The sequence below is a fragment of the Streptomyces sp. NPDC051217 genome (genome assembly GCF_044455465.1).
Classification (GTDB): domain Bacteria; phylum Actinomycetota; class Actinomycetes; order Streptomycetales; family Streptomycetaceae; genus Streptomyces.
Genome location: NZ_JBITEV010000003.1, coordinates 239,244 through 265,047, shown reverse-complemented (window position 1 = coordinate 265,047; position 25,804 = coordinate 239,244). Strand labels below are relative to the sequence as shown.

Below are 25,804 nucleotides of genomic sequence, written 5' to 3'. Positions count from 1 at the left end.
ACCCATGTCAGCCACATCCACGCTGCCCGGCGGCGCCACCGGTCCGGGGCAGGCCGCCGCACCCGGCGCCGCCGCCTCCGGCGCGCTCGTCGAATTCCGCGGTCTGCGCCGGGAGTTCGGCCCCACCGTCGCGCTCGACGGTCTCGACCTGACCGCCCGCCCCGGCGAACTCCTCGCCCTGCTCGGTCCGTCCGGCTGCGGCAAGACCACCGCCCTGAGGGTGCTCGCGGGCTTCGAGCACCCCGACGCCGGCGAGGTGCTCGTGGACGGCGAGGACATCACGCGTGTCCCGGCCAACCGCCGCGACGCGGGCATGGTGTTCCAGTCGTACAGCCTCTTCCCGCACCTCAACGCCCGCGACAACGTGGCCTTCGGCCTGCGCGTACGCAAGGTGTCCGCCGCCGAGCGGCGCGACCGCGCGGCCGAACTCCTCGGCCTCGTCGGCCTTCCCGAGCACGGCGACCGCTTCCCGCACCAGATGTCCGGCGGCCAGCAGCAGCGGGTCGCGCTGGCCCGCGCGCTCGCGCTGCGCCCCCGCGTCCTGCTGCTCGACGAGCCGCTGTCGGCGCTCGACGCCAAGGTCCGGCTGTCCCTGCGTGAGGAGATCCGGCGGCTCCAGCTCTCGCTCGGCATCACCACCATCTTCGTCACGCACGACCAGGAGGAGGCGCTGTCGATGGCCGACCGCGTCGCCGTCCTCAACGCGGGCCGCCTGGAACAGTGCGCGCCGCCCGCCGAGCTGTACGAGCGGCCCGCGACGGCCTTCGTCGCCGAGTTCGTCGGCACGATGAACCGGCTGCCCGGACAGCTCACCGACGGCGGACGGGTGGCGGTCGCCGGAGTCACGCTGCCGGTGGACGGCGAGATCCCGCCGGGCCCGGCCGTGGATGTGCTGATCCGGCCCGAGAACGTGACGGCGACGGCGGACGGGCGGGGTACGGCGACGGTCGTCTCCGCGTCCTTCTTCGGGTCCGTGACGCGTGTGCTGCTCGACCTGCCCGACGGCGGCTCGGTGAAGGCCGACGTGCCGTCACGGGACGCGGGGGCGCTGGCACCGGGTGTACGCGCCACCGTCCGGCCCGCGGACCGCCCGGTGCTGGTCGTGCCGACCGCGGCCGGGACGGCCGCGTGAGCGGGCCGGACGACCACCGGGTACGTACTCCCGCCGCCGTGCTCTTCGACATGGACGGCACGCTGGTCGACACCGAGACCCTGTGGTGGGACGCGGCGGCCGAGGTCGCCGAGGGACTCGGCCACCGTCTCTCGGACGCCGACGCGCCCGAGGTCGTGGGCCGCGCCGTCGCCGACACGGCGGCGCACCTCGTACGTATGACGGGCGCGCCCCGCGTGGAGACAGTCGCCGCCGACCTCGCCGGATCATTCCTCCGGCGTGTGGAGGCGGGCGCGCCCCCGCGCCCCGGAGCCTGCCAACTGCTGGCCGCCCTCGAACAGGCGGGAGTGCCCTTCGCGTTGGTCAGCGCCTCACCGCGGAGCGTGGTCGACTCGGTCGTCGCGGGCTCGCTGGCCGATGTCGCCTTCGCCTTCACGCTGTCGGCCGACGACACCGTACGGACCAAGCCGTACCCGGATCCCTACCGGGCGGCGGCCGAGCGCTTCGGTGTCGCGACCGGCGCGTGCGTGGCCGTGGAGGACTCCCCGGACGGCACGGCCTCCGCCGAGGCCGCCGGGTGCCCCGTCCTCGTCGTCCCCTCGCTCCTGCCGGTGGCACCGGGGAAGGGCCGGTACTTCGCGAGCAGTCTGGAGGACGTGGATCCGGCGGTTCTGGAGGGCGTGATTCTCGCCACGTCTGATAGATTCTTCGCTCAGACGAGCGGCTGACGTGCGGCTGCACTTCCGGAAGGGGTGGCACTGGGTGCCACCCCTTCCGTGTTCGAGAGATGAACTCAGAAGTCGCTATCCCGGCTCACATGAGCGAGTTGCCCCATGCAAAGGTCATGGCCGGTTCGAGGCGTGAAGGGGATGGGGATCGGTGACCCCCCGTCATTCGCATTCGATCCAGTGGCGGACGGGTGGTTGCGGCCGTATGACGGACAAGTGGACATGTCCAGGCACCTTCGATCTGGGTATGTTCCTCGCCGTCAGGGCAGCCAGCGCCTCCCGGAGGAGTCGAGATCCGTGTCGAGAAGCAAAGACACCCACGTAGCGACAGACACCGCCCCACAGGACCAGAAGTTCGTCTACGACTTCACCGAGGGCAACAAGGATCTCAAGGGCCTTCTCGGCGGCAAGGGCGCCAACCTCGCCGAGATGACCAACCTCGGCCTGCCCGTCCCTCCGGGCTTCACGATCACCAGCGAGGCGTGCAAGGTCTACCTCGACACCGGTGCCGAGCCGCCGGCCCTGCGCGCGGAGGTCGGCGAACACCTCGGCGCCCTCGAACGCACGATGGGCAAGAAGCTCGGCCAGTCCGACGACCCGCTGCTCGTCTCCGTACGGTCGGGCGCCAAGTTCTCCATGCCCGGGATGATGGACACCGTCCTCAACATCGGCCTCTCGGACAAGTCCGTCGCCGGCCTCGCCAAACAGTCCGGCGACGAGCGCTTCGCCTGGGACTCCTACCGCAGGCTCATCCAGATGTTCGGCAAGACCGTCCTCGGCGTCGACGGCGACCACTTCGAGGAGGCGCTGGAGGACGCCAAGCGGGCGAAGAAGGCCGCCACCGACGTCGACCTCGACGCCGCCGACCTGAAGAAGCTGGTCAAGCAGTTCAAGAAGATCGTCGCGCGCGACGCGGGCCGTGACTTCCCGCAGGACCCGCGTGAGCAGATGGATCTCGCCATCTGCTCCGTCTTCGAGTCCTGGAACACCGACCGCGCCAAGCTCTACCGGCGCCAGGAGCGCATCCCCGGCGACCTCGGCACCGCCGTCAACATCTGCTCCATGGTCTTCGGCAACCTCGGCCCGGACTCCGGCACCGGCGTCGCCTTCACCCGCGACCCGGCCAGCGGTCACCAGGGCGTGTACGGCGACTACCTCCAGAACGCGCAGGGTGAGGACGTCGTCGCCGGTATCCGCAACACCGTGCCGCTCGCCGATCTGGAGACCATCGACAAGAAGTCGTACGACCGGCTGATGCAGATCATGGAGACCCTGGAGACGCACTACCGGGACCTCTGCGACATCGAATTCACCATCGAGCGCGGCGAGTTGTGGATGCTGCAGACCCGTGTCGGCAAGCGCACCGCCGGTGCCGCCTTCCGGATCGCGACCCAGCTCGTCGACCAGGGCCTGATCGACGAGGCGGAGGCGCTCCAGCGCGTCAACGGGGCACAGCTGGCCCAGTTGATGTTCCCGCGCTTCGAGGGCGGGGCCGGAGCGGAGCTGCTGGGGCGCGGTATCGCCGCGTCGCCCGGGGCCGCCGTCGGCAAGGCGGTCTTCGACTCGTACACCGCGGTCAAGTGGTCGCGCTCCGGCGAGAAGGTCATCCTCATCCGCCGCGAGACCAACCCCGACGACCTGGACGGCATGATCGCCGCCGAGGGCATCCTGACCTCGCGCGGCGGCAAGACCTCGCACGCCGCCGTCGTCGCCCGCGGCATGGGCAAGACCTGTGTCTGCGGCGCGGAGGAGCTGGAGGTCGACACCAAGCGGCGCCGGATGACCGTCGGCAAGACCGTGGTCGAGGAGGGCGACATCGTCTCCGTCGACGGCTCGACCGGCAAGGTCTACCTCGGCGAGGTACCGGTCGTCCCCTCGCCGGTGGTCGAGTACTTCGAGGGCCGGATGCACGCGGGCGCCGACGACGCGGACGAACTGGTCGAGGCCGTGCACCGGATGATGGCGTACGCCGACCGCCGCCGCCGGCTGCGGGTGCGAGCCAACGCCGACAACACCGAGGACGCGCTGCGGGCCCGGCGCTTCGGCGCGCAGGGCATCGGACTGTGCCGCACCGAGCACATGTTCCTCGGTGAACGCCGGGCGATGGTCGAGAAGTTGATCCTCGCGGACACCGACGACGAGCGCGAGCAGGCGCTGAAGAACCTCCTGCCGTTGCAGAGGAAGGACTTCGTCGAGCTGTTCGAGGCGATGGACGGACTGCCCGTCACCGTACGGCTGCTGGACCCGCCGCTGCATGAATTCCTGCCCGACATCACGGAGTTGTCGGTACGGGTCGCGCTCGCCGAGGCCCGTAAGGACCACAACGAGAACGACCTGCGGCTGCTCCAGGCCGTGCACAAACTGCACGAGCAGAACCCGATGCTGGGACTGCGGGGTGTACGGCTCGGCCTGGTCATCCCCGGGCTGTTCGCGATGCAGGTGCGGGCCATCGCCGAAGCCGCGGCCGAGCGCAAGCACGCCAAGGGCGACCCGCGCGCCGAGATCATGATCCCGCTCGTCGGCACCGTCCAGGAGCTGGAGATCGTCCGCGACGAGGCCGAGCAGGTCATCGCCGAGGTACGGCGGACCAGCGGCATCGACCTCAAGCTGGCGCTCGGGACGATGATCGAACTCCCGCGTGCCGCGCTGACCGCCGGTCAGATCGCGGAGGCCGCCGAGTTCTTCTCCTTCGGTACGAACGACCTCACCCAGACCGTGTGGGGCTTCTCGCGCGACGACGTCGAGGCGAGCTTCTTCACCGCGTACCTGGAGAAGGGCATCTTCGGGGTGTCCCCGTTCGAGACCATCGACATGGACGGTGTCGGGGCACTCGTGCGCAGCGCGTGCGAGGCCGGCCGCAGGACGCGGCCCGATCTGAAGCTGGGCATCTGCGGCGAGCACGGGGGCGACCCCGAGTCGGTGCACTTCTTCCACGAGGTGGGCCTGGACTACGTGTCCTGCTCGCCGTTCCGGATCCCCGTGGCCCGCCTGGAGGCCGGGCGGGCGGCGGCGCGGTCGGACGGCTCCGGCGACTCGCGCTGAGCCCCGGGCATATTCGCCGGCGCCGGACCACGAGCACGGTATCGCGCCGCGCGGAATGTGAAATCGCTCGCTCCCGCTCTTCCGGAAATGGATAAGACCGGGAGGGCAACAAATCGGGGTGCGGCCGGTGGATCCCCATCCATCGGCCGCACCCCATTTTTCAGGCCGGGCGCGGAGCCGCAACCCTCACCCACCGCCGCCGAGCGTGCAAAGCCCCCCACGGCCTTCACAGCGCCTTTCCGGTGGTTCGGGTTTCGCGCCCGACCCGGTACAGCCTTTCGTTTCGCACCCGGACCGCGCGATGCGTTTCAACTGTGGCTGAAACTCCGTGGTGACGGCCTGTGATGGCGTGCATACTCATCGCTGGTGTCGATTGCGGATGCAACAAGTGGGGGATGGGTGCTGCGAATTCATTTCACGGGAAGAGACCTCGGCGGGGTCAGGATGGCCGCCGGTCCCGACCCGTTGTGGGAAACGATTCTCAGCTTTCACCGATTGCGGGACCGGCGGGGCGCACTCGTTTTCGGGGAATGGCGCGCGGAAGCGCGGGTGAAGTTGAAGGGTGAAACACGTCTGCTCAACGCGGTGGTGCCCCGACGAGGCTATTTCCCGGATTTCCTGACGCCCCCGGAGAGCCGATTCGGGCTCGTGGACGGGCTGGAGGCGCTGCGCGCGACACCGCGGGAGCGGGTCCGTACGGAACTGGCCCTGCTCCCTTCCGGATCGCCCGCCCGCCCCGCCCGGACCGTCGCGCTCGCCGGGGGCGACCCGGCGGAGCTGGGCCGGCTCGTCGGGGCTCTGCGCGCGTACCACCGGGCGGCGGTGGAGCCGTACTGGCCGCACATCAGGGCACGCGCCGAGGCGGACCGCGTCGCCAGGGGCCGGGCGCTGCTCGACGGGGGTACGGACGAACTTCTCGCCACGCTCCCGCCGATGATCCGCTGGCGCGCCCCGGTCCTGGAGGCCGACTACCCGGTGGACCGGGAACTGTGCTTGGACGGACGGGGGTTGCTGCTCCAGCCCTCGTACTTCTGCCGGGTCACACCGGTCGTCTACCGCGACCCGGCGCTGCCGCCGGTGCTCGTCTACCCCGTCACGTACGCGGACACCGCGGTCGCCTCGGGCCACGGCGGCCGGGGCGCCGGGGCGTCCCTCGGCCGGCTGGTCGGCCGTACGCGCTCCGCCGTCCTGAGCGCGATCGAGCACGGCACGACCACCAGCGAACTCGCCCGCAGGGCAGGGGTGTCACTCGCCTCGGCCAGCCAGCACGCGTGCGTCCTGCGCGAGGCGGGCCTCGTGGTGACCCTGCGCCACGGCAACGCCGTCCTGCACACGCTCACACCGCTGGGCGCCGCCCTGTTGCGCGGCGGCGCCCAGAAGCTGCCCGGCCGGTCCCAGAGGTCGGACGGCGGGTCCGACGGGACGCCGGACGGGACGTCCTACGTGCGGAACGGCCCCGTCACCTCGTAGGTGATGCCGCCCGACGAACTGCCGCTCGTACCGCGCTGGCTGGAGAAGTACAGCCGCGACCCGTCCGGCGAGAAGGCCGGACCGGTGATCTCCGAGCCCGACTGCCCGCCGACGCGCAGGAACGGCGCGACGACGTCATCGGGAGTGATCACGCAGATCTCCAGGTTCCCGCCGTCCTCCGCGACGAACAGATCGCCGGACGAGGAGCCGGTGACGTTGTCGACGCCGGTCAGCGGGGCACCGCCGCCGCTGACGAGCGAGTCGTCGTACGCCAACTCGTAGGTACCGGCGGCCGGATCGACCCGCCAGACGCGGTTGTCGCCCTTGGTGGTGAACCACACCGAGCCGTCCGCGTAGTAGCAGCCCTCGCCGCCGTTGAACCGCTTGGCGCCCGAGACCTGGTCACGGGTCTGGGCCGGCGAGCCGTCCGGGTCCGGCACCGCCGCCCAGGTGAAGGAGCCCGAGGTGGCGGTGCCGGCCCGCAGCACCTGGAGGGTCCCGGCGGACAGATCACCCCACGTGGTGGGCGTGAAGCGGTAGAAGCACCCGTTCGTCTCGTCCTCGGTCAGATAGATCACCCGGCGCACCGGGTCGGCCGCCGCGGCCTCGTGCTTGAACCGGCCCATCGCGTCGCGCCGTACCGCCGCCTTCACGCCCCACGGGTCGGTCTCGTACACATAGCCGCGGTCCACCTCCTCGCAGGACAGCCAGGTGTTCCACGGGGTGCTGCCGCCCGCGCAGTTCTGCCGGGTGCCGGAGAGGATCCGGTACGCGCCGGTGATCGCGCCCGCCGCGGAGAAACGGACCGCGCCCGCGCCGCCGGACGGGTTGATCTCCGAGTTGGAGACATAGATCCAGCCGCTGCCGTCGGCGTAACAGGCGCCGCCGTCAGGGGCGTTGTGCCAGGTGTACGACGTACCGGGCACGGTCTGCCCGGACCGCGCGACGACTCTGCTGGTGAACCCGGCGGGCAGCCGGATGTTGTTGCCGTCGGCGGATCCGAGGGTGCCGTACGGCCCCGCGCCGGGCTGTGCGGGGTCGGCGTAGGCCGCGCCGCGCCAGAGTGTGCCGCCGAGTGCGGCCGCCGAGGTTCCGATGACCGCTCCACGCAGAAAATTGCGACGTTCCACTGGGCCGCTCCATGGGGTGGGGTGGGCGTGAGTTGGCGTGCGCACGACAACCTAGTGGGACCGGATGGCCACCGTCTGAACTCCGAGGCGCGCGGACGGCGCGGCGCGGCCAACACCCGGTGCGGGGATCTTTCCTGCCGCCGGAACAGCTCAAGGGCCGACTCAATGGGCGAGGCGTGAGGCGTAGACCGTCACCGCCACCGAGTCGTCGTCCAGACACCGGCCCGTCTCCAGGTCGAAACACTGCTTGAGCAGCGGCGACGCCACGAAGGCACGGCCGTCCCTGGTGCCGGTCAGCCCGCGTGAGAGCACCTGGGCGCCGGAGTACGGGTCACGGTTGTCGATCGCGTACGTACGGCCCGCCCGGTCCACGAAGAGCGCGGCCTGCCGGCCGTCAGGCAGCAGCGCGGCCACCCCCCGGCCCGCAATGAGCGCGGATCGCTCACAGATCGGCAACCAGGCGTCGCCGAGGAGGAGTTGAAGAACAGGCGGCCGGTCCCCGCGAGCCTGCCCCGGGCCGGCCGCCGGGTCCATGGTCGTCGTCTTCATCACGTTCATCGCGTTCATCGGGCAGAGACCCCTTCCAGCGTCAGGAACGTCAGATCCGGCTTCATCTGGTCGCGCTCGGGCACGAACCGCACCGTCGGATCCGGCGCGTCCGGCGCGTTGACGAAGGAGACGAAACGGCGCAGCCGCTCGGGATCCTCCAGCGTCTCGGCCCACTCGTCGCGGTAGCCCGTCACATGGTCGGCCATCAGCCTCTCCAGCTCGCCGCAGAGCCCCAGCGAGTCGTTCACCACCACGTCCCGCACATGGTCGAGGCCGCCCTCGATCCGGCCCAGCCACGCCGAGGTGCGCTCAAGGCGGTCGGCGGTGCGGATGTAGAACATCAGGAACCGGTCGATCAGCCGCACCAGCGACTCGTCGTCCAGATCCCGCGCCAGCAGATCCGCGTGACGCGGCTCGGCGCCGCCGTTGCCGCCCACGTACAGATTCCAGCCCTCCGCGGTCGCGATGATCCCGAAATCCTTGCCGCGCGCCTCCGCGCACTCCCGGGCGCAGCCCGAGACAGCCGACTTGAGCTTGTGCGGCGCGCGCAGCCCCCGGTAGCGGAGCTCCAGATCGATGGCCATTCTCACCGAGTCCTGCACGCCGTAACGGCACCAGGTCCGGCCGACGCACGACTTCACCGTGCGCAGCGCCTTCCCGTACGCGTGCCCCGACTCGAAGCCCGCCGCCACCAGCCGCGCCCAGATCCGCGGCAGTTGATCGACACGCGCGCCGAACAGATCGATCCGCTGGCCGCCCGTGATCTTCGTGTAGAGCCCGAAGTCCCGTGCCACCTCGCCGATCACGATCAGTCTCGCAGGGGTGATCTCACCGCCCGGAATACGCGGCACGATCGAATAGGAGCCGTTGCGCTGCAAGTTGGCGAGGAAGTGGTCGTTCGTGTCCTGGAGCGCGGCCTGCTCGCCGTCCAGGACATGGCCGCTCAGCCCGAGTGTCGGCGCGAGCGAGGCGATGATCGAGCCGATCGCCGGCTTGCAGATCTCGCAGCCGTCACCGCCGCGCGCGCCCTCGCGGCCGTGCGAGTCGAGCAGCGAGGCGTACGAGGTCACGCGCAGGGTCCGCACGATCTCGTACAACTCGCCGCGTGTGTGCGGGAAACAGCCGCACAGTCCGCCGTCGCCCGCCGAGGGCAGGAGCTGACCGATCACCTTCACGCAACTGCCGCAGCCCGTACCGGCCTTGGTGCACTTCTTCACCTCGGGAAGCGTCGCGCACGCGGTGATCGCGCCCTTCGTCACGTGGTGACAGCCGCAGATCACGGCGCTGTCGGGCAGCGACGCCGGGCCCAGCGCGGCCGGTGTCCCGGCCCCTGGCGGCAGGACGAGCTGTTCCGGGGGTACGGGCGGTACGGAACCGGTCAGCGGGCGCAGCATCCCGTACGCGTCCGCGTCGCCGACGAGCACGCCACCGAGCAGCGCGCCGTCCGCGCCGACGACGACCTTCTTGTAGACGCCCGAGCGGGAGTCCGCGTACACGACGTCGAGGCAGCCGGGGGCGGCGCCGTGCGCGTCGCCGAACGACGCGACGTCCACCCCGAGCAGCTTGAGCTTCGTGGACAGATCGGCTCCGGTGAACTCGGCCGCGCCCTCGGTGACTTCGGCGATCGCGTCCGCCGCCGTCCGCGCCATCTCGTAGCCCGGCGCCACCAGTCCGTACACCCGCCCGTCGGCCGCGAGCGCGCACTCACCGATGGCGAAGATCCGCGGGTCCGACGTACGGCATCGCTCGTCCACCGCGATACCGCCTCGCTCGCCGACCCGCAGCCCCGCCTCGCGCGCGAGCCGGTCCCGGGGCCGTACGCCCGCCGAGAAGACGACGAGATCGGCCGCCAGGACCGAACCGTCCGACAGGACCATGCCGTTGACGGCACCCGAGGCGTCCGTCGTCACCTCCTGCGTGCCGACGCCCGTATGGACGGTCAGGCCCATGCCCTCGATCGTGCGCAGCAGCGCCGCGCCGCCGCCGTCGTCCACCTGGACGGGCATCAGCCGGGGCGCGAACTCCACGATGTGGGTGTCGAGTTGAAGCCCCCGCAACGCACCGGCCGCCTCAAGACCGAGCAGCCCGCCTCCCACCACGGCGCCGGTGCGGGCGGTCTTCGCGTACTCCTCGATCGCCAGCACGTCCTCGATCGTGCGGTAGACGAAACAGCCCGTCGCGTCCTTGCCCGGCACCGGCGGCAGATACGGGTACGAGCCGGTCGCCAGCACGAGCGTGTCGTACGTGAATGTCAGCCCGGCGCGCGAGGTGACCGTGCGCGTGGTGCGGTCGACGGTCTCGGCCGGGTCCTCCAGATACAGCTCGATCCCGTGCCGGTCCATGAAGTCCGGCTCGACCAGGGAGAGTTCGTCCGGGGCCCGGCCGGAGAAGTACGAGGTCAGCCGGACCCGGTCGTAGGCGGGGCGCGGCTCCTCGCAGAGCACCACGATCCGTGCCCGACCGGTCGTGCCGTGCTCGGCGAGGGCTTCGAGGAACCGCTGGCCGACCATGCCGTGGCCGACGACCAGGATGGTGGGGAGGGATGTCGTGTCGGGCATCTCAGGAGCCTCCGTCGGGAGTGAGCAGGTGGAGCAGTGGGGTGGTGGGCGGCAGCGGTTCGTCGTCCTCCCAGGTGCGGGCGAGCGCGCCGATCGTGGCGAGGTCGCCGAGGAGCACACCGCCGACGAGACGGTCACCACGGACGACGACCTTGCGGTAGGCGCCCCGGGTGGCGTCGGTCAACTGGACGACGTCGTCGCCGGGGAGGGCCGTCGTCTCGCCGAAGGCGGCCAGGTCGAGTGGGAGCGGGGCTTCGGGAGCGTGGCCGCCGAGGGCCGAGAGGGTGAGGCGGGTGAGTGAGCGGGTGCCGGTGTAGCGGGGCGCGGGTGCTTCGGCGGCGCGGTCGCCGGTGAGCGACTGGGCCAGTGCGTCGGCCTGTTCGAGCGCGGCACCCGCGAGACCGTAGAGCAGGCCCCGGTGTTCGGCGCAGTCGCCGATCGCGTGGATGCGGGGGTCCGACGTCCGCAGCTCGTCGTCGACGACGATGCCGCGCCGGACATCGAGCCCGGCGGCGCGCGCGAGACCCGTCCGGGGGCGTACACCGCAGGCCAGGACGGTGAGTTCGGCGTCGAGACGGAAACCGTCGGCGAGTTCGACGGCCGCCACCCTGCCGGCCCTTCCGCCGGACGCCTCGGTGAGTGCGAGGCCGCGTACGCGGCACTCCGTATGGACCTCCACTCCCCACGACTCCAGCCGCCGCCTCAGCAACAGCGAGCCCGTACGGTCAAGTTGACGCTCCATCAGATACTCGCCCTGCTGGGCGAGGACGACCTGCGCGCCCCGCTCGGCCAGCGCGCGGGCGGCCGAGACCCCGAGGAGCCCGCCGCCCACGACGACGGCCCTGCTCCCCGGCCGTACCGCCGCCGACAGCGCCACACAGTCGTCCATGGTCCGGAAGGCGTGCACCCCCTCCGGCAGACCGTGGTGGTCCGGGCCCCAGAGCCCGCGCAGCGGCGGCAGGACGGGGTTCGAACCGGTCGCGAGGACGAGCCGCCCGTACGGGACGACGCTGCCGTCGTCACACCGCACCACTCGCTCGGCCCGGTCGATCCGCACCGCCCGGACTCCTCGCCGCTCGGTGCCGGGTACCCGTGGCAGGGCGATCACCTCGGGGCCGTACCGCCCGGCGAGTACGTCCGCGAGCAGCACCCGGTTGTACGGTGCGCGCGTCTCCTCGCCGAGCAGGGTGACCCGGGGCGCGGCGGAGGAGGACGCGGCGAGGCGCTGGGCCAGCCGCACCCCGGCCGTGCCCCCGCCGATCACCACGATCTCCGTCGCCCCGCCGTCAGCAGCCATGTCCGCAGACTGCGGGGCCGGTGTTACCCGGCGGCGCCTCCACTGTTTCCCGCTCGGAACGCTGCCCTCAGCACGGGCCGGCCCGGGGTGTGAGGCCGGACGAGCCCCCGGCACGCCCGCCCCGCGGACGTGACGTGGCGTGCGCCACCTCCGCCGATATCGGTGTCAGGGACAACGACCTCGTCCCATAGGCTCGCGATCATGCCCGACATATCGCTGACCACGCTCATCGTCCTCTGCCTCGCGGCAGCCGCCGCGGGCTGGATCGACGCCGTGGTCGGCGGAGGCGGGCTGCTGCTCCTGCCCACGATGCTGCTCGGTCTGCCGCACGTCCCCGCCGCGCACATCCTCGGGACGAACAAGGCCGTGGCGATCGTCGGCACCAGCGGCGCCGCCGTGACCTATGTGCGCAAGGCGCCGGTGGACGTGAGGAGCGCGGTACGGATCGGGCTGATGGCGCTCGCCGGGTCGATGGCCGGGGCGTTCTTCGCCGCCGGGATCAGCAGCGACGTCCTGCGCCCCGTGATCATGGTGGTGCTGCTCGGTGTCGCCGCCTTCGTGATGCTGCGGCCCTCGTTCGGCAGGGCGCAGGCGGGCGGGCCCGCCACCCGGGGCCGGCACCTCACGGCGATCGTCCTCGTCGGCGGCGGGATCGGCTTCTACGACGGGCTGTTCGGCCCCGGCACGGGCACCTTCCTCGTACTCGCGCTGACCGCCGTGCTCCACCTCGACCTCGTCACGGCGTCCGCCACCGCCAAGATCGTCAACGTCTGCACCAACGGCGGGGCGCTCGCGATGTTCGCCTACCAGGGCACCGTGATGTGGCAACTGGCCGCGCTGATGGCGGTGTTCAATCTGGCGGGCGGCATGTTCGGCGCGCGGATGGCGCTCAGGAAGGGCAGCGAGTTCGTCCGCGGTGTGCTGCTCGTCGTGGTGTTCTCACTGGTCGCGAAGCTCGCCTTCGACCAGTTCGCCGCCTGACGACAACACGTACGCGTACACGCGCACCCGCACCCGCACGCCCACGCCTCAGTGGGGCCCCCGGACACCGATGAGATGCGCGTACGCCACGACGTTGCCCCGGTAGCCGGTCTTCGCGGAGAATCCGCCGCCGCAGGTGATCACCCGGAGCTCGGCCCGGTCCGCCTTCCCGTAGACCTTCCGGTCGGGGAAGTTCTCGTTGTCGTACACCTCGACCGCGTCGACCGTGAAGACGCCCGTCCGCCCGTCCTCGCGGGTGACCTCGATCCGCTGCCCCTTCCTCAGGGTGCCGAGGCTGTAGAAGACGGCGGGGCCGCGCGCGTTGTCCACGTGGCCCGCGACGATCGCCGTGCCCTTGGCGCCCGGGGCGGTGCCGCGCTCGTACCAGCCCGCGACATCGCCCTGCTCGGCCGGCGGCACGTCCAGACTGCCGTCCTTCGCCAGACCCAGCCGGGTGACGGGCGCGTCGACGCCGATCTCCGGTATCCGTAGCCGTACGGGCGAGGACGCCGGCATCGGATCGGCGGCGGCGTCCGTGTGGAAGCCGGACCCGGCGGCGAACGCCTGGGCGGCCGACGGGATCGGCGGGGTGATGTTCCGCGAGCCGTTCTGGACGAGCAACACTCCGGCGCACGCGGCGCCGGCTATCAGCCAGGCCTTGCCCTTGACAGTCATCGGCCGACCCTCGCGTTCATACGTCCTCCGGAAGTTGTTCCCCCGCCCCCGGCAGCGATGAGCATGACGGAGGCGGGGACCACGGCGGTCACGGGCGCGGTGGAGGGCCGCGGCCCGCCCAGGGCCTCTCTTTCGGATCTTGCCCGGCTCGCGGTCCCGGTGCCGCGCCTCTCCCCCCGTGGCCCCCGAGGGGGCACGGGAGGTGCCCCCTCCGTCGTCGTCGGTCGGCGTGGCTCCGCCATGCCTCCCTCCTCCGCTTTGCGATCCGCGGCACCAACCGGGACATCAGCCGCTGCCGCGGCGGGCGCCCCCTGATCCGGCCTGATCCAAAAGAGAGGCCCTAGCTGTCCTGCGCGCCGCTCGCCCGGCGGCGCAGGAGCCAGGTCCCGCCGACGGCGGCAGCGGCCAGCAAGGCCGCCCCCGCCGCGATCTGGGTGGTGTCGGGCCCGACGCTGCCGCCGACCCCGCTCCGTACGTGGCCGGTCGGCTCCTGCTGGCGGTGGTGCTCGACGGTCAGGTCGCCGCGGGCCTCCCGGCCGTTCTCGCAGCGTACGAAGACGCCGTAGGCGCCGGCCCGGGTGTTCTCGGGCACCCGGAAATGGCCGACGGCGATGTCCTTGTAGTCGCCGGGCCGCAGAGGGAACTCGCCCGCGCCCAGGGAACTCGCGTCGCCCCTGCCGTGGCCGTGCTTGCCGCAGGCGGTGGTGTTGACGGTGACCTTCGCGCCGGGCGCGGATGTCGAGGGGTACAGGTCCAGTTCACCCCGGTCGCCGGCGGACGCGGCGGTGGGGGCCGCGAGGGACACTCCGAGCGAGGCGGCCGCCAGCGCGGTACCGGTCAGCAGGCGGGCGGTGGTGCGCATGGTGTCCTCCGGGGCGGCGCGGTTCTCGTCTCTACCGAGACAAGACGGGGCCCGGCGCGCACGCCTGCTGATGGAGGATCAGATTGACTCCGTTCGTGCGGCGTGTCCCGCTTGCCGGTCAGAGTTTCCGCAGGTCAGCAACGGAAGACCGGGAGCGGGACACGCCGGGCGTCCCGTCGTGCCGAATGGGTGAGGGCCCCGGAGCGGTGACGGCGGCGGCTCAGATCGCGTCCCACTCCACCGATTCGTACGCCGCCGTCACCGTTCCCATCAGCTCCGCGTCGACCGTGAACTCCACGTCGTCGATCCGGTCGACGGGCGCGAGACCCTGCGAGTTCGTGAGGAACGCCGACGCGTACGAGGGCAGGTCTGCCAGCGTCACCGGCCTCCGTACGGAGGGCAGTCGCGGCTCCAGCAACGCCATGGTGATCCCCAGCAGCGAGGGCGCCTGAGGCCAGACCACGGACGTGCCGTCCCAGAAGGCGATGTTGGTGATGGCTCCCTCCGTCACCACCCCGCCGGGCGCGGTCAGCAGCGCCTCGTCGAAACCCGCGCGCTCGGCGGCCCGCAGGTAGTGCGTCTGTCCGAAGCCGCCCAGATGCTTGATGTGCGGGACCGGGCGGGCGTACGGCACCGACATCAGGCCGTGCGGCCGGTCTGCCTTGGTCTGCGGCGGTCTGACGGTGATCATCACCCGCGCCTCCTTCTCGCCCTCCGGCCAGTGCGCGTAGACGCGGGCCGAGGCGTCGGAGATGTCGCCGAGCGCGTGCCGGAGCAGTTCCCGTACGCGCTTCCCGTCCAGACCCGCGCCGAACAGTTCACGGGTGGCCGAATCGAGCCGGGCGAGATGGAGATCCCGTCCGCGGACCCGGCCGCCCCTGATCTGCATCGCGGTGAAGTGCCCGTAGCTGTTGAACGCGGGGACCCGCAGCGCGGCCTCCGTGGCGGGCTCGCCGTTGACCTCGACAACCTCGAAATGTGCCAGGGGATCTGCCATGGGCCCCACGGTATGACCGTTCACTCCTCGATCAGTCTGCGGGGTCCGGGGCCGCGCGAGGCCAGTTCGTCGCCGGGGTTGGACAGGGCGCAGCGCTCCAGCGAGAGGCAGCCGCAGCCGATGCAGTCGGCGAGGTTGTCGCGCAGCCGCTGGAGGGTCCGGATCCTGGACTCCAGGTGCTCGTTCCAGCACTCGGAGATCCGGGCCCAGTCCTCCTCGGTGGGTGTGCTGTCCGCCGGCAGCAGGGCCAGCACGTCGCGGATCAGGGCCAGCGGGATGCCGAGCCGCTGCGAGGTGCGGATGAAGGCGACACGCCGGAGGGTGTCGCGGCTGTAGCGCCGCTGGTTGCCCGTGGTGCGGCGGCTGGTGATCAGGCCCTCGCGCTCGTAGAAGCGCAGGGCGGAGGGGGCGACGCCGCTGCGTTCGGCCAGTTCGCCGACGGTGGCTTCCTTGGCGTTCCAGGCGAGATGGTTCACGCGGGCCAGCGTAGCTTGACCTGAACCATGGTTTAAGTACCAGGCTCGACCCCATGGACATCACCACGAACGATGCCGGGACCGAAGCGACCCCGAAATCTTCCGGAGCCCCGGCGCCCCAGGATTCTCCGGCTTCTCCGGCTTCACCGGGTTCCCGGGCGCCCCTCAGGCTCGCCGTCATCCTGGGCAGCAACCGGCATGGGCGGTTCGGCCCCGTCATCTCCGACTGGTTCGTCTCCCGGGCCGCCGGGCGCGCCGACTTCACCGTCGAGCTGATCGACCTCGCCGATACCGATCTGCCGACCGCTCTCTCCTACAAACCGACCGCCGAGGTCCGCGACCAGCTCGCCGGGATCACCCACCGACTGGCCGAGGCCGACGCCTTCGTGGTGGTCACCCCCGAGTACAACCACTCCTACCCCGCGGGCCTCAAAGCCCTGATCGACTGGCACTTCCACGAGTGGCAGGCCAAGCCCGTCGGATTCGTCTCCTACGGCGGGATCTCCGGCGGTCTGCGCGCCGTCGAGCATCTGCGCCAGGTCTTCGCCGAACTGCACGCCGTGTCCGTACGCGACACCGTCTCCTTCCACAACGCCGGTGCGCTCTTCGACGACGAGGGCAGGCACCGGGACCCGGACGGCGCCGACGCGGCGGCCGCCGCCATGCTCGACCAGATCGCCTGGTGGGGCCTGGCCCTGCGGGACGCCAAGTCGAGCCGCGAGTACGCCGGTTGATGGGGGCGGGCCATATCGTGGAGCAGGGCACCCACGGCGAACTGCCGGCGTCCGGGTAGCGGGGAAGTACGACGGCCGGGCCACCGTCCACACGGGCGGCAAGCACGCCTCGTACCCGCTGCTCCCCGTCATTCCGCCCGCTCGACGCGGACCGCGCACACCTTGAACTCCGGCATGCGGGAGGTCGGGTCGAGCGCCGGGTTGGTCAGATTGTTCGCCCGGCCCTCGCCCGGCCAGTGGAACGGCATGAAGACGGTGTCCGCGCGGATCGCATCCGTGACCCGCGCGGGCGCGACCGCCCGCCCCCGGCGCGACACCACGACGAGCGGGTCCCCGTCGACCACTCCGACGCGCTCGGCGAGACGCGGATGCAGCTCGACGAAGGGTCCGGGCGCGGCGTCGTTCAACTTCCCGACCCGCCGGGTCTGCGCCCCCGACTGATACTGCGCCGCGACCCGCCCGGTGGTGAGAAGCACGGGATACTCCCCGTCGGTCTCCTCCCCGGCCTCCCGATGCACTACATCCACGAACCGCGCCCGCCCGTCCGCCGTCGCGAACCGCTCAAGAAACAGCCGCGGCGTCCCGGGATGCGGCGCGGTCCCCGGCTCCGGCGGCGCGGTCCCCGGCTCCGGCGGCGCGGTCCCCGGCTCCGGCGGCGCGGCGCCTGCCTCCGTCCCCGTCTCCGGGCACGGCCAGAACACGCCGTCCTCCGCGACGACGCGTCCGTAGGTGATCCCCGAGTAGTCCGCCGGGCCGCCCGCCGAGGCCCTGCGCAGCTCGTCGAAGACCTCCTCCGGATCCGGCGGAAAGCCCTTCTCGTGGCCGAGCAGACCCGCGAGGCCGTGCAGGACCTCAAGATCCGTCCGTACGCCCGGTGGTGGGGCGATCGCCCGGCGGCGCAACAGGACGCGGCCCTCCAGGTTCGTCGTCGTCCCCGTCTCCTCCGCCCACTGCGCCACCGGCAGCACCACATCGGCCAGTGCCGCCGTCTCCGAGAGCACCACGTCCGCCACGGCCAGGAAGTCCAGCGACCGCAACCGCCCCTCGATGTGCGACGCGCGCGGCGCCGAGACGACCGGGTTCGACCCCATCAACAGCAGCGCCTTCACGTCGCCACCGAGGGCGTCGAGCAGTTCGTACGCGCTCCGCCCCGGCCCCGGCAGCGCGTCGGGATCCACGCCCCACACCCGCGCCACGTGCTCCCGCGCGGCCGGGTCGGTCAGTTTCCGGTAACCGGGCAACTGGTCCGCCTTCTGGCCGTGTTCGCGCCCGCCCTGGCCGTTGCCCTGGCCGGTGAGACAGCCGTAGCCGGACAGTGGCCGGCCCGCGCGCCCCGTCGCGAGACAGAGGTTGATCCAGGCGCCGACCGTGTCGGTGCCCTTCGAGTGCTGCTCGGGCCCGCGCGCCGTGAGCACCATGCCCGTCGGGGCGTCGCAGAACAGCCGCACCGCCTCGCGGAGTTGGGGCACCGGGACCCCCGTGACCCGTTCCACGTGCTCGGGCCAGTGCGCCATCGCCGCGGCCCTGGCCTCCGGCCAGCCGGTCGTACGCTCCCGGATGAACGCCTCGTCCGTCCGGCCCTGCGCCACCACCAGATGCGACAGGCCCAGCGCCAGGGCCAGATCCGTGCCGGGCCGGGGCGCCAGATGGAGATCCGCCTGCTCGGCGGTCTTGGTCCTGCGCGGGTCGACGACGATCAACGTGCCGCCGTTCTCGCGCAGTTCGCTCAGATAGCGCAGCGCGGGCGGCATGGTCTCGGCGAGATTCGAACCGACCAGGACGACGCACCCCGTACGCGGGATGTCCGCCAGTGGGAAGGGCAGCCCCCGGTCGAGCCCGAACGCCCTCTGATGCGCGGCGGCGGCCGACGACATGCAGAAACGCCCGTTGTAGTCGATCTGCGAGGTCCCCAGCACGACGCGGGCGAACTTGCCGAGCGCGTACGCCTTCTCGTTCGTCAGCCCGCCCCCGCCGAAGACGCCCACCGCGTCCGGCCCGTGGCCCGACCGTGTCCGCGCGAGCCCGTCGGCGACGGCACCGAGCGCCTCGTCCCAGGTGGCGGGTTCGAGCGCGCCGCCGCCCGGCCGCCGTACGAGCGGTTCGGTGAGCCGCACCCGTGACGACAGCACGGCCGGCGCCGTACGGCCCTTGCCGCACAGCGCGCCACGGTTGACGGGGAAGCCGGTGCGCTCGACGACCTCGACTCCCGGGTCGTCGTCCCCCGTACGCCGCAGGCTCATCCCGCACTGCAACGCGCAGTACGGGCAGTGGGTCGGGACAGCGGCATCGGTCATGGTGCCAGCGTGCGTGCCGGGTGTTACGGCCCCGGCCGTACGCGGTTACGCCCCCGGCACACGCACCTCCCGCCCGTCCGTCCCGCGCTGTGAGGGCCGCTCGCGCGGACCCGCGTCACGGCCCGCCGCCGGCCGCCAGTGCCTCGCCGACACCGCTCTCGACCGGACCGAGGAAGTGCGGATCGGGCCGGGTCAGCGCGTCCAGCGCCGCCTTGCCCGCCGCCGCCAACTCCCGGACCCCGCCGTAGTACCAGGTCACGTCGTGGCGCTCGGCGACCGCGACACCGTACGAATCGACGCCCGCCGCCCGGCAGAGCGCGACCGCGCGCCGTACGTGGAAGCCCTGCGTCACCAGCACCGCCCGCTCCACCCCGAAGATCTTCTTCGCCCGGACGCAGGAGTCCCAGGTGTCGAAGCCGGCGAAGTCGCTGACTATCCGGTCGTCCGGGACCCCGCGTGCCGTCAGATAGGTCCGCATGGCGTCCGGCTCGTCGTACTCCTCACGGCTGTTGTCGCCGGTGACGAGGACGACCTTCACCTTGCCGCTCTCGTACAGCTCGACCGCCGTGTCGAGCCGGTGCGCCAGATACGGCGTCGGCGCGTCGCCCCGCAGCCCCGCCCCGAACACGACGGCGACGTCATGCTCCGGCACGTCGGCGACGGTGCGGACATGGGCGTCGGCCGTCGTGTACATCCAGGTGGAGGGCGCGAGCGCCACGACACACCCGAGCATGAGGGCCTGCACCGCGAGCCGCCGCTCCCGCCGGGTCCTCGGCAGCCGTACCCGGGGCAGCGGCACCTTCGGCATACGCACCTTCGGCATACGCACCTTCGGCATACGCACCTTCGGCATACGCACCTTCGGCATACGCACCCTCGGCATACGCACCCTCGGCATACGCACCCTCGGCATACGCGGCCGTGGCATCTTCGGCGTGAACATGAGCCCCCGTCATTCGTCTCTTCCGTACGGTCCCGCCGCCCGTCCGGACCCCGTACTCCGTACCCCGCACCCGGTAAGACGTCCGGCGCCGCCGAAGAGTTCGCAGCGCCCCCCTCGCGCCTGTGAGCACCCCGAAAACCTCCGCGACACCCGCCGCAACCACCCGGCAACGTCCGCCCCGCAGGATCGGCCCATGGACGAGCCGCCCGCCGCAACGCCCGCCCCCACCCTTGTCGTCGTCGCCCACGGCAGCCGTGACCCGCGCGCCCTGCGCACCGTCAGGGCCCTGCTGCGACAGGTCGAGGAGTACCGGCCCGGTCTCGCCGTCCGGCTCGGGCACATCGAGATCGAGCGGCCGTCCCTCGCCGACACCCTCGCCTCCTTGGGAGGCGGCCGGGCCGTCCTCGTACCGCTGCTGCTCGGCCCCGGCCACCACGTCACGTACGACCTGCCCCGCTCGGCCGCCGCCGCGCCCCGGCTCCGGACCACGATCGCCGCATCGCTCGGCCCGCACCCGCTGCTGGTCGAGACCCTGCACGCACGCCTCGTGGAGGCCGGCTGGCGCGACGAACCGCACCGCGCGGACGACACCGCCGTCGTCCTCGCCGCCGCCGGATCGCGCGACCCGCGCTCGGCCGCCGCCGCCGCCCGCCGCACGGCGGCGCTGCTGAGCGCGCGGCTCGGCGGGGTGCCGGTCGTCCCCGCGTACGCGTCCGCCGCCACGCCCACCGTCCCCGACGCCGTACGGGACCTGACGGCACGTGGCCGGAGCCGTATCGCGCTCGCGTCGTACTTCACCGCGCCCGGACACTTCGCCACCCGCGCGGCCGCCGACGCGCCATGGATCGCCGCCGCCCCGCTCGGCGCCCACCCGGACATGGCACGCCTCCTGCTCCACCGCTACGAGGAGGCGCGGGCACACCTGGCGGCCGAGCCGGTTACCTTCGGTGCATGGAAGGCATCACCGCACCTCACGACGACAGCGCCTACGACCCGGCGGACACCGAACGTTTCTCGGCCGAACCCGACAAGCGCCCCGGCCGCACCGCCTTCCAGCGTGACCGCGCGCGCGTCCTGCACTCCTCGGCCCTTCGCCGGCTCGCCGGCAAGACCCAGGTCGTGACACCCGGCTCACAGAGCCAGGAGTGGGACGCCAGCCCGCGCACCCGGCTGACCCACTCCCTGGAGTGCGCCCAGGTCGGCCGCGAACTCGGCGCCGCGCTCGGCTGCGACCCGGACCTCGTCGAGACGGCGTGTCTCTCGCACGACATGGGCCATCCGCCGTTCGGCCACAACGGCGAACAGGTGCTCAACGACTTCGCCAAGGACTGCGGCGGCTTCGAGGGCAACGCACAGTCGCTCCGCCTGCTCACCCGCATCGAGCCGAAGCGTTTCGTCCGCGCCGACTCGGTGTCCGCGGCGATCAGCACGGCGGTCACCGCCCCGCGCGCCGAGGCGGCCGTCGAGGCGGAGGCTGAGGCCGACGGCGGCGCCCGCCTCATCAGCGTCGGCCTCAACCTCACCCGCGCGGTCCTCGACGCCGCGACGAAGTACCCCTGGCCGCAGGGCGCCCACCCCACCGACCCGGGCTCGGTGAAGTTCGGCGTGTACGAGGACGACCTGCCCGTCTTCGAATGGGCCAGGCACGGCGCCCCGCCGAACCGCGTCTGCTTCGAGGCACAGGTGATGGACTGGTCCGACGACGTCGCGTACTCGGTGCACGACTTCGAGGACGGCCTGCACGCCGGGCATGTGGACCCGAGGATGCTTCTCTCCGAGCCCGAGCGCGAGGAGATCTGGGCGGTCGCGATCGGCCGGTACGTACCGCACGGCACGGACCCGGGGCAACTGGCCGACGCACTGGACCGGCTCATGGTCCAGGAGTGGTGGCCGCACGGCTACGACGGCACGGCCGTCGCCCAGGCCGGGCTCAAGGACGCCACCAGCCAGCTCATCGGCCGGTTCTGTCTCGCGGCCGAGAGCGCCACCCGGGCGGAGTACGGCACCGGGCCGCTCACCCGCTACGGCGCCTCTCTGGTCGTCCCGCGCGAGGCGCGCGACGAGTGCGCCGTACTGAAAGCCGTCGCCCACCGCTATGTGATGCAGCGCGCCGACCAGGAATCGCTCCGCGCGGACCAGCGCATCGTTCTCGCCGAACTCGCCTGGACGCTGACGGCCCGTGCGCCCGACGGGCTGGACCCGCAGTTCCGCGCGCTCTTCGACACGGCGTCCGACGACCGCGCCCGCAAGCGTGTGATCGTCGACCAGATCGCCTCTCTTACGGATGCGGCGGCGCGCTCCCTCCACACGGCGCTCACCGGACGCGCCTGAGGGACGCACTGGGTGCCGTACCCGGGGGACATACCTGGGCGCCGCACCCGGGCGCCCGCACCGTGCATCAGGCACCCGTCATATTCAGCCAACGGCCGAAGCGGGCCGAGCCGCCACGCGCTGGGATGACGCGTGTAGCAAGGTAGCCACATCAAGCCGGAACCATGCCCGTGGAGCCTCCCCTCTTTCGCCATCACGCTCCGTGCGGGACGCTCACAGATGGCGGCAGCGTAACGAGGAGGCATCAAGTGGTCGACGCACATCGGACTTTCGTCATCGTCGGCGGTGGGCTGGCCGGGGCGAAGGCCGCGGAAACCCTCCGTTCCGAAGGATTCACCGGCCGAGTGATCATCATCGGGGACGAGGGAGACCACCCCTACGAACGCCCCCCGCTGTCGAAGGGCTTCCTGACCGGCAAGGAGGAGCGCGACAGCGTCTTCGTCCACGAGCCCGCCTGGTACGCCCGGCAACGGGTGGAGCTCCACCTCGGCCAGACGGTCACCGAGATCGACCGCGACACCCGATGCGTCCACCTCGGCGACGGCACCTCCGTGCGCTACGACAAGCTGCTCCTCGCCACCGGCTCCGAACCCCGCCGCCTCGACATCCCCGGCACCGGCCTCGCGGGCGTCCACCATCTGCGCCGGCTCGCGCACGCCGACCGGCTGCGCCAGGTCCTGACCGCCCTCGGCCGTGACAACGGCCATCTGGTCATCGCAGGTGGCGGCTGGATCGGGCTTGAGGTCGCCTCCGCCGCCCGCGGGTACGGCGCCGAGGTCACCGTCGTCGAGCCGCACCCGACGCCGCTGCACCAGGTCATCGGCCCGGAGCTGGGCCAGCTCTTCACCGAGCTGCACAGCGAGCACGGCGTACGGTTCCACTTCGGCACCCGGCTCACCGAGATCGTCGGCCAGGACGGCATGGTCCTCTCCGTCCGTACGCAGGACGGCGAGGAGCACATGGCGCACGCCGTGCTCGCCGCGATCGGCGCCGCGCCCCGTACGGGCCTCGCCGAGGCGGCCGGTCTCGACCTCGTGGACCGCGAGCACGGCGGCGGCATCGCCGTCGACCTGGGCCTGCGCACCTCCGACCCGGACATCTACGCGGCGGGCGACGTCGCCTCCTTCCCGTTCTCGCTGCCCGGCACCGAACTGCCCACGGACAGGCTCCGTGTCGAACACTGGGCCAACGCGCTCAACGGCGGCCCGGCCGCGGCCCGCTCGATGCTCGGCCAGGACGTGACGTACGACCGGCTGCCGTACTTCTTCTCCGACCAGTACGACCTGGGCCTGGAGTACTCGGGCTGGGCGCCGCCCGGCAGTTACGACCAGGTGGTGGTGCGCGGCGACGCCGGAAAGCGCGAGTTCATCGCCTTCTGGCTCAAGGACCGCCGGGTGCTCGCCGGGATGAACGTCAACGTGTGGGACGTCACCGGTGACATCCAGCGGATCATCCGCTCCGGTGCCCGGCAGGATCTCGACGCCCTCGCCGACCCGACGGTGCCGCTGGAGAGCTTCGGCACGCCCGGCAGCTGAGAGGTCCGTGGGACGGGCGGTCGTGGACCGGGCGTAAGGGACTGTCGGTGCGTCCCCGTAGAATTCTCCTGTGGCAGGCAGGATCAACGACGACGACGTGAAGGTGGTTCGGGACGCGGTCCCGATCGACACCGTCGTGTCCGAGTATCTGCAACTGCGCCCGGCCGGCGGAGGCAATCTCAAGGGTCTCTGCCCCTTCCACGACGAGAAGTCCCCATCCTTCCAGGTCAGTCCGAGCAAGGGTCTCTTCCACTGCTTCGGCTGCCAGGAGGGCGGGGACACCATCGCCTTCGTGATGAAGATCGACCATCTCTCCTTCTCCGAGACGGTCGAGCGCCTCGCCGCCAAGGCGGGCATCACGCTGCGGTACGAGGAGGGCGGGTACAACCCCACCCACCAGCGGGGCGAGCGGATCCGGCTGGTGGAAGCGCACAAGGCGGCGGCCGAGTTCTATGTGGAGCAGCTCGCCGGTGAAGAGGCCGGGATCGGCCGGAAGTTCCTCGCCGAGCGGGGCTTCGACCAGGCGGCGGCCGAGCATTTCGGGATCGGTTACAGCCCGGTGGGCTGGGACCATTTGACCCGTTTTCTGCGCGGCAAGGGCTTCAGCGACAAGGAGCTGCTGCTCGCCGGGCTCTCCCAGGACGGCCGCCGGGGTCCGATCGACCGGTTCCGGGGCCGGCTGATGTGGCCCATCCGCGACATCTCGGGCGAGGTCGTCGGCTTCGGCGCGCGCAAGCTGCGCGACGACGACAACGGGCCGAAGTATCTGAACACCCCCGACACCGCGATCTACAAGAAGTCGCAGGTGCTCTACGGGGTGGACCTGGCCAAGAAGGACATCGCCAAGGCCAGCCGGGCGGTGGTGGTCGAGGGCTACACGGACGTGATGGCCTGCCATCTTGCGGGGATCACGACCGCCATCGCGACCTGCGGTACGGCCTTCGGCACCGACCACATCAAGATCCTGCGCCGGCTGCTGATGGACAACGGCAGCGCGCGGGTGATCTTCACCTTCGACGGTGACGCGGCCGGTCAGAAGGCCGCGCTGCGTGCCTTCGAGGACGACCAGAAGTTCGCCGCCGAGACGTACATCGCGATCGCGCCCGACGGCATGGACCCGTGCGAACTGCGGCTCAGCAAGGGCGACGCGGCGGTCCAGGACCTGGTGGAACCGCGCACGCCGCTCTTCGAGTTCGCGATCCGCCAGATCGTCTCCCGGTACGACCTGGAGACCCCGGCGGGCCGCGCGTCCGCGCTGGACGAGGCGGGCCCCATCGTGGCCCGCATCAAGAATGGCGCGTCGCAGCACGAGGTCGCCGTCCAGCTCGCCGGCATCCTCGGCATCCTCGACACCCAGTTCGTGGTCAAGCGCGTGGCGCAGATGGCCCGTTGGGCGCGTGACCGGGGCGGACGCGGTCCGGCGGGACCGGCGGGCCGGACGCCTGACCAGGGCGGACGCGGAGGCCCGTCGTCCTCCTACGACTCCGGACGGCCCGCGGCTCTCTCCGGGCCCGCGCTCAATCTCCGCAGCCCCGCCCACCGCACGGAGCGCGAGCTGCTCAAACTCGCCCTCCAGCGGCCGGAGTTGGTCTCCCCGGCCTTCGACGCGTACGGCGCGGACGAGTTCACCGCCCCGCCCTACGCGGCGGTCCGCCGGGCGATCGAGGACGCGGGCGGCGCCGAGCAGGGCACCGACTCCGCACCGGAGTATCTGGCGCGGGTCCGTGAGGCCGCGCCGAACGACGCGGTGCGCGCCCTGGTCACGGAGCTGGCGGTGGAGGTCTTCCACGGCAAGACGATCGACGAGGCGTACGCGGGGGACCAGCTCGTACGGGTCCGGCTGCGCGCCGTCGACATCCGCATCCACGACGTGACGGGCACGCTGGCCCGCCTGGGCACCGGCGCGGACGACGAACGGCACCAGGCCGTGCAGAACGAGCTGTGGGTGCTCCAGCAGTACCGCCAGTCCCTGCGCAACAGCGGCGCGGCGGCGCTCTAAGCCCTGTCCGGCCGATCGAGGGCGGAGGCGTGCGCCCAGGCCGTCACTCCACCCCCACCCGCCCCAACTTCCCGTGTTTTAAACATCCTTCG

19 protein-coding genes and 1 pseudogene are annotated in these 25,804 nt (G+C 71.8%); 10 read left to right on the top strand and 10 right to left on the bottom strand.

The annotated features are described in order from the left end of the window. Positions 1-4 precede the first annotated feature (4 nt). The 4 genes from ACIBBB_RS09415 to ACIBBB_RS09400 all read left to right on the top strand — a co-directional run bounded on the left by ACIBBB_RS09415 (position 5) and on the right by ACIBBB_RS09400 (position 6,351). Entirely contained in the window at positions 5-1,132 is a 1,128-nt protein-coding gene (locus tag ACIBBB_RS09415; RefSeq protein ID WP_398980405.1) for an ABC transporter ATP-binding protein, read from the top strand. Next, positions 1,129-1,839, top strand: a complete 711-nt coding sequence (locus ACIBBB_RS09410; RefSeq protein WP_398980404.1) for an HAD family hydrolase — start codon at positions 1,129-1,131, stop codon at positions 1,837-1,839. The genes ACIBBB_RS09415 and ACIBBB_RS09410 overlap by 4 nt, the downstream gene beginning before the upstream one ends. Positions 1,840-2,061: 222 nt before the next feature. Continuing rightward, positions 2,062-4,881 (top strand): pyruvate, phosphate dikinase, encoded by a 2,820-nt coding sequence (gene ppdK / locus ACIBBB_RS09405; RefSeq protein WP_398980403.1) that lies wholly within the window; start codon positions 2,062-2,064, stop codon positions 4,879-4,881. A 399-nt stretch (positions 4,882-5,280) separates the two neighbouring features. Beyond that, positions 5,281-6,351 (top strand): ArsR/SmtB family transcription factor, encoded by a 1,071-nt coding sequence (locus tag ACIBBB_RS09400; protein WP_398980402.1) that lies wholly within the window; start codon positions 5,281-5,283, stop codon positions 6,349-6,351. Here ACIBBB_RS09400 and ACIBBB_RS09395 read toward each other — a convergent pair. From ACIBBB_RS09395 to ACIBBB_RS09380, 4 genes are all read right to left on the bottom strand, one after another. Beyond that, positions 6,321-7,481 (bottom strand): alkaline phosphatase PhoX, encoded by a 1,161-nt coding sequence (locus ACIBBB_RS09395; protein WP_398980401.1) that lies wholly within the window; start codon positions 7,479-7,481, stop codon positions 6,321-6,323. The genes ACIBBB_RS09400 and ACIBBB_RS09395 overlap by 31 nt on opposite strands. Positions 7,482-7,643: 162 nt before the next feature. Next, positions 7,644-8,030: a nitrite reductase small subunit NirD gene (gene nirD / locus ACIBBB_RS09390; protein WP_398980768.1), complete on the bottom strand. Its 387-nt coding sequence runs from the start codon at positions 8,028-8,030 to the stop codon at positions 7,644-7,646. A gap of 14 nt (positions 8,031-8,044) precedes the next feature. Next, positions 8,045-10,588 carry a nitrite reductase large subunit NirB gene (nirB, locus tag ACIBBB_RS09385; RefSeq protein ID WP_398980400.1) on the bottom strand — a complete coding sequence of 848 codons (2,544 nt, stop codon included), beginning with the start codon at positions 10,586-10,588 and terminating at the stop codon, positions 8,045-8,047. Position 10,589: 1 nt separating this feature from the next. Beyond that, positions 10,590-11,885, bottom strand: coding sequence for an NAD(P)/FAD-dependent oxidoreductase (locus ACIBBB_RS09380; RefSeq protein ID WP_398980399.1), 1,296 nt, complete (start codon positions 11,883-11,885; stop codon positions 10,590-10,592). 201 nt (positions 11,886-12,086) lie between these two features. On the opposite strand from ACIBBB_RS09380, the gene ACIBBB_RS09375 reads away from it, so the two are divergent. Continuing rightward, positions 12,087-12,866 carry a sulfite exporter TauE/SafE family protein gene (locus ACIBBB_RS09375; RefSeq protein WP_398980398.1) on the top strand — a complete coding sequence of 260 codons (780 nt, stop codon included), beginning with the start codon at positions 12,087-12,089 and terminating at the stop codon, positions 12,864-12,866. A 48-nt stretch (positions 12,867-12,914) separates the two neighbouring features. On the opposite strand, the gene ACIBBB_RS09370 is transcribed toward ACIBBB_RS09375, so the two are convergent. From ACIBBB_RS09370 to soxR, 4 genes are all read right to left on the bottom strand, one after another. After that, on the bottom strand, positions 12,915-13,541 hold the full coding sequence (locus tag ACIBBB_RS09370; protein WP_398980397.1) for a class F sortase: 627 nt from the start codon (positions 13,539-13,541) through the stop codon (positions 12,915-12,917). 340 nt (positions 13,542-13,881) lie between these two features. Continuing rightward, positions 13,882-14,403 (bottom strand): hypothetical protein, encoded by a 522-nt coding sequence (locus ACIBBB_RS09365; RefSeq protein ID WP_398980396.1) that lies wholly within the window; start codon positions 14,401-14,403, stop codon positions 13,882-13,884. Positions 14,404-14,623: 220 nt separating this feature from the next. Further along, positions 14,624-15,400: an aminotransferase class IV gene (locus tag ACIBBB_RS09360; protein WP_398980395.1), complete on the bottom strand. Its 777-nt coding sequence runs from the start codon at positions 15,398-15,400 to the stop codon at positions 14,624-14,626. Positions 15,401-15,420: 20 nt separating this feature from the next. Further along, the gene (soxR, locus tag ACIBBB_RS09355; RefSeq protein ID WP_398980394.1) at positions 15,421-15,876 is read right to left on the bottom strand and encodes a redox-sensitive transcriptional activator SoxR; all 456 of its coding nucleotides are present in this window, start codon (positions 15,874-15,876) and stop codon (positions 15,421-15,423) included. Positions 15,877-15,929: 53 nt separating this feature from the next. Between soxR and ACIBBB_RS09350 the strand changes: the two genes are divergently transcribed. Next, positions 15,930-16,610 carry an NADPH-dependent FMN reductase gene (locus ACIBBB_RS09350; protein ID WP_398980393.1) on the top strand — a complete coding sequence of 227 codons (681 nt, stop codon included), beginning with the start codon at positions 15,930-15,932 and terminating at the stop codon, positions 16,608-16,610. A gap of 128 nt (positions 16,611-16,738) precedes the next feature. Here the strand turns inward: ACIBBB_RS09350 and ACIBBB_RS09345 are convergent, their stop codons facing one another. Beyond that, the gene (locus ACIBBB_RS09345) at positions 16,739-18,904 is read right to left on the bottom strand and encodes a molybdopterin oxidoreductase family protein (RefSeq protein ID WP_398980392.1); all 2,166 of its coding nucleotides are present in this window, start codon (positions 18,902-18,904) and stop codon (positions 16,739-16,741) included. Positions 18,905-19,019: 115 nt separating this feature from the next. Next, positions 19,020-19,727: a vancomycin high temperature exclusion protein gene (locus tag ACIBBB_RS09340; protein ID WP_398980767.1), complete on the bottom strand. Its 708-nt coding sequence runs from the start codon at positions 19,725-19,727 to the stop codon at positions 19,020-19,022. Positions 19,728-20,040: 313 nt separating this feature from the next. Here ACIBBB_RS09340 and ACIBBB_RS09335 point away from each other — a divergent pair. The 4 genes and pseudogenes from ACIBBB_RS09335 to dnaG form a co-directional block, all read left to right on the top strand. Beyond that, positions 20,041-20,775, top strand: a pseudogene (locus tag ACIBBB_RS09335) (sirohydrochlorin chelatase); the annotation flags it as partial. Between the two features lie 23 nt (positions 20,776-20,798). Next, positions 20,799-22,178 carry a deoxyguanosinetriphosphate triphosphohydrolase gene (locus tag ACIBBB_RS09330; RefSeq protein ID WP_398980391.1) on the top strand — a complete coding sequence of 460 codons (1,380 nt, stop codon included), beginning with the start codon at positions 20,799-20,801 and terminating at the stop codon, positions 22,176-22,178. Positions 22,179-22,426: 248 nt separating this feature from the next. Continuing rightward, a complete protein-coding gene (locus ACIBBB_RS09325; RefSeq protein WP_398980390.1) occupies positions 22,427-23,713 on the top strand; it encodes an NAD(P)/FAD-dependent oxidoreductase in 1,287 nt (428 codons plus the stop codon). A 70-nt stretch (positions 23,714-23,783) separates the two neighbouring features. Further along, on the top strand, positions 23,784-25,712 hold the full coding sequence (gene dnaG, locus ACIBBB_RS09320; protein ID WP_398980389.1) for a DNA primase: 1,929 nt from the start codon (positions 23,784-23,786) through the stop codon (positions 25,710-25,712). Positions 25,713-25,804 lie beyond the last annotated feature (92 nt).

Coding starts and splice junctions, on each gene's coding strand:
- ACIBBB_RS09415 (WP_398980405.1), top strand. CDS start 5: ATGTCAGCCACATCCACGCTGCCCGGCGGCGCCACCGGTCCGGGGCAG.
- ppdK (WP_398980403.1), top strand. CDS start 2,062: ATGTCCAGGCACCTTCGATCTGGGTATGTTCCTCGCCGTCAGGGCAGC.
- nirD (WP_398980768.1), bottom strand. CDS start 8,030: ATGAAGACGACGACCATGGACCCGGCGGCCGGCCCGGGGCAGGCTCGC.
- nirB (WP_398980400.1), bottom strand. CDS start 10,588: ATGCCCGACACGACATCCCTCCCCACCATCCTGGTCGTCGGCCACGGC.
- ACIBBB_RS09380 (WP_398980399.1), bottom strand. CDS start 11,885: ATGGCTGCTGACGGCGGGGCGACGGAGATCGTGGTGATCGGCGGGGGC.
- ACIBBB_RS09375 (WP_398980398.1), top strand. CDS start 12,087: ATGCCCGACATATCGCTGACCACGCTCATCGTCCTCTGCCTCGCGGCA.
- ACIBBB_RS09370 (WP_398980397.1), bottom strand. CDS start 13,541: ATGACTGTCAAGGGCAAGGCCTGGCTGATAGCCGGCGCCGCGTGCGCC.
- ACIBBB_RS09365 (WP_398980396.1), bottom strand. CDS start 14,403: ATGCGCACCACCGCCCGCCTGCTGACCGGTACCGCGCTGGCGGCCGCC.
- ACIBBB_RS09360 (WP_398980395.1), bottom strand. CDS start 15,400: ATGGCAGATCCCCTGGCACATTTCGAGGTTGTCGAGGTCAACGGCGAG.
- ACIBBB_RS09350 (WP_398980393.1), top strand. CDS start 15,930: ATGGACATCACCACGAACGATGCCGGGACCGAAGCGACCCCGAAATCT.
- ACIBBB_RS09345 (WP_398980392.1), bottom strand. CDS start 18,904: ATGACCGATGCCGCTGTCCCGACCCACTGCCCGTACTGCGCGTTGCAG.
- ACIBBB_RS09340 (WP_398980767.1), bottom strand. CDS start 19,727: ATGCCGAAGGTGCGTATGCCGAAGGTGCCGCTGCCCCGGGTACGGCTG.
- ACIBBB_RS09330 (WP_398980391.1), top strand. CDS start 20,799: ATGGAAGGCATCACCGCACCTCACGACGACAGCGCCTACGACCCGGCG.